The following is a 2,856-nucleotide window of genomic DNA, read 5'->3' on the forward strand; positions in this document are numbered from 1 at the left end:
TGGCTTCCTTGGTGTAGTGGCTACGGTTTGGCAGGGTTTTCATCAACCCATTTCATGTGCAGATCTCTCTGTGGGAAAGGGATGGTTAATCCCGCTGCTTCGATATTGGATTTCACTTGCTTTTGCACCGCCCAATAGGTTTCCCAGTATTTATCCGTTGGACACCAAGCGCGAAGTTGGAGGTTCACTGAACTATCAGCCAGCATGTGGACAATCACTTGAGGCTCAGGATCTTTAAGAATATGCGATTGGGATAACGCCAGTTCTTTTAGTACGTTCAACCCGACCTCAACTGAATCTTTGTATGAGATTCCAACCGTGATATCCATACGACGTTTGTTGTTACGGCTAAAATTACGGATGGTTGAATTCCAAACGGCACTGTTCGGACTAGAAATGTAGAGACCATCTGCCGTCTCGAACACAGAAGTGAATAGACCAACATCGACCACGCTACCAGAGTAGCTTCCGAATTCCACAAACTCGCCTTTTTTGATTGGCTTCAGAAATAAAATCATGATACCTGCGGCAATGTTGCTCAGTGTATCTTTCAGAGCTAGGCCAATCGCTAAACCTGCTGCACCGACTAAGGCAACCAAGCTGGCGGTATTCACACCAAAGAGGTCTAGAACAATGACCAACGCGACTAAATAAACCGCATAAGACGCCACTTGAGAAAGCAAGCGAGCGATAATTTCATCCCCACCGCTGACTTTCTCTGTTGCTTTAAATACCCCGCGCTTGACGAGCTTGGATACCACAGAAGCCAAGATAAAAATAAAAATCGTCAAGAGCGCATTTTGCAAGATCTGCATAATGAATGCCTGATGCGTATCGTAAAAACCAGCGATATGCTCCATGGTTACTCCTCTATCTCTTTTTGTACGGATTGGTAATGTTTACTGCGTGACTCAACCAGTTCACCATTCAATTCATCAATAAATAACGCTTTAATTTGATTTTTATTGGCGACTTCAAGACCTTGTGTGGTTCCAAGACAAAGCAGAGCAGTAGACCAGGCATCCGCTTGAGTTGGGTCGTCGTGAAGAACGGTTACCGAAACTGTATGGTGCGTAACGGGCGTTCCTGTTCTGGCATCAATGATATGGGTATAGCGCTGTCCATCTTGATCGAAATAGTGTCGATAAGTGCCTGATGTCATAATTGCCTGAGGGAAGTCGAAAGCCAACACTTTCTGTAGCGTTCGCTCTCCAGGCAGGGGCTTTTCAATCGCGATTTTCCACGGCTCGCCATTCGGTTTTACGCCACTCACCACCATTTCTCCCCCGATTTCAACTAGGTAGTTGGTGATTTGGTGTTGTTTAAGTACCTCTGCCAATCGGCCAACGCTGTATCCCTGAGCAATGGAGGATAAATCGACGTGAACTTGTGCAGATGCTTTCGTCATCATGGCGTCGTCAACCTGAATTTTATCCATGCCCACCGACATCATGACATTATCAAGCTCTTGTTGTGATGGAATGGATAGCTTATTTTGTGTAAATCCCCAGAGGTCAAACAAAGGTCTGATGGTCAAGTCATAACACCCTCGGGACTGTTGAGAAACGCCTTTCGCGACCTGTATCAGATGAGTAATGTTATTCCCCACCTGACCAGACAAACTCGCTCCCGAGTTGAATGCAGAGATGGTTGAATCGGGACGATAGTTCGACATCTCTTTATCAATTTCGGCGAGTACCACTTCCAGCTCAGCATCTAACTTATTGCTATCAAAGGTTTCTTGACTCCAATAGCTCACATGCCACGTTGTCCCTTGAGCCATTCCCGATAGTTTTTCTACCTTCGGAGACGCGCTTTCGCATCCAGAGAGGAAAACAAGACCAACAACAATCCAGCAGAATTTAGACATTACAGCGCTCCATAGATGAGATAACCGTTGTACCCCAAATAACACACCAACAGCACCGCGCCTTCACTGCGAGAGATCGTCTGCGATCTACCAAAACGAGCGGCGGTCAAAAGCAGCAACCCCGTGACAAAAAGCATCGATGTCCAGTCACGCCAGAAGACTTCAGCACCAATATTGCTAATAGGCTCAATGGTGCCAGCAATACCGATGACGGCTAAGGAGTTAAACATATTTGAGCCGACCACATTACCCACAGCTATATCATGCTCGCCTTTACGCGCTGCCACGATGGATGCGGCTAATTCGGGTAAGGACGTTCCTAAGGCCACAATAGTTAGACCAATCAATAAATCGCTGACACCGAGTTGTTGTGCGATTTCCACCGCTCCCCACACCAAAATACGCGAGCTGATAATCAGTAACACTAACCCTGTAATCAACCAGAAAATGGATGACTTCAGTGACATACTTTGGCTAGACAGTTCGTCGTCCATCTCTTGTTCTAAGTGGTCTCCCTTTGAGCGTAATGCGCTCCAGATTGACCAACCAATCAAAAGCATGAATCCACCAATCAACGCCCAGGCTTCTAATGTGCTGATATGGTGATTCCACAACATTGCGCCAATGACAAGCGTGACGAGTAAAAGAATGGGAAGTTCTTTACGGATGATGCTTGAATGCACAGCAATCGGTGCAATGATCGCGGTCACACCGAGTATTAAGGTAATGTTGACAATATTCGAACCGACGGCATTTCCAAGCGCCAGAGCAGGATTGCCATCCATAGCCGCCATAGCCGAAACCACCATTTCGGGAGCCGATGTACCGAATCCGACGACCAACATACCAATCAATAAAGGCGGCATTCCTGCGTAGTTGGCACTAGCGGCTGCGCCTTCAACAAATTTATCTGCACTCCAGACAAGCAGTGCAAAGCCAGCGATAATCGCGAGTGAAGCTAATAGCATGTTTAATCCCTATAAAAG

3 protein-coding genes are annotated in these 2,856 nt (G+C 46.6%); all 3 read right to left on the reverse strand.

Annotation, left to right across the window (positions count from 1 at the left end; translation table 11 throughout):
- Nucleotides 1-20: 20 nt before the first annotated feature.
- From B9J84_RS09800 to B9J84_RS09810, 3 genes are read right to left on the reverse strand one after another with little or no spacing between them, the layout of a single operon-like run.
- Nucleotides 21-860 (reverse strand): mechanosensitive ion channel family protein, encoded by an 840-nt coding sequence (locus tag B9J84_RS09800; RefSeq protein WP_047459675.1) that lies wholly within the window; start codon nucleotides 858-860, stop codon nucleotides 21-23.
- A gap of 2 nt (nucleotides 861-862) precedes the next feature.
- The gene (locus B9J84_RS09805) at nucleotides 863-1,870 is read right to left on the reverse strand and encodes an FAD:protein FMN transferase (RefSeq protein ID WP_047459678.1); all 1,008 of its coding nucleotides are present in this window, start codon (nucleotides 1,868-1,870) and stop codon (nucleotides 863-865) included.
- Entirely contained in the window at nucleotides 1,870-2,838 is a 969-nt protein-coding gene (locus tag B9J84_RS09810) for a calcium/sodium antiporter (RefSeq protein WP_047459681.1), read from the reverse strand. Before B9J84_RS09810 ends, B9J84_RS09805 begins: the two co-directional genes overlap by 1 nt.
- Nucleotides 2,839-2,856 lie beyond the last annotated feature (18 nt).

Source organism: Vibrio sp. V03_P4A6T147, assembly GCF_002241085.1.
Classification (GTDB): Bacteria; Pseudomonadota; Gammaproteobacteria; order Enterobacterales; family Vibrionaceae; genus Vibrio; species Vibrio anguillarum.

Bases quoted from the DNA above. Each gene is read 5' to 3' on its own strand.
- B9J84_RS09810 (WP_047459681.1), bottom strand. From the start codon at position 2,838: ATGCTATTAGCTTCACTCGCGATTATCGCTGGCTTTGCACTGCTTGTC.
- B9J84_RS09805 (WP_047459678.1), bottom strand. From the start codon at position 1,870: ATGTCTAAATTCTGCTGGATTGTTGTTGGTCTTGTTTTCCTCTCTGGA.
- B9J84_RS09800 (WP_047459675.1), bottom strand. From the start codon at position 860: ATGGAGCATATCGCTGGTTTTTACGATACGCATCAGGCATTCATTATG.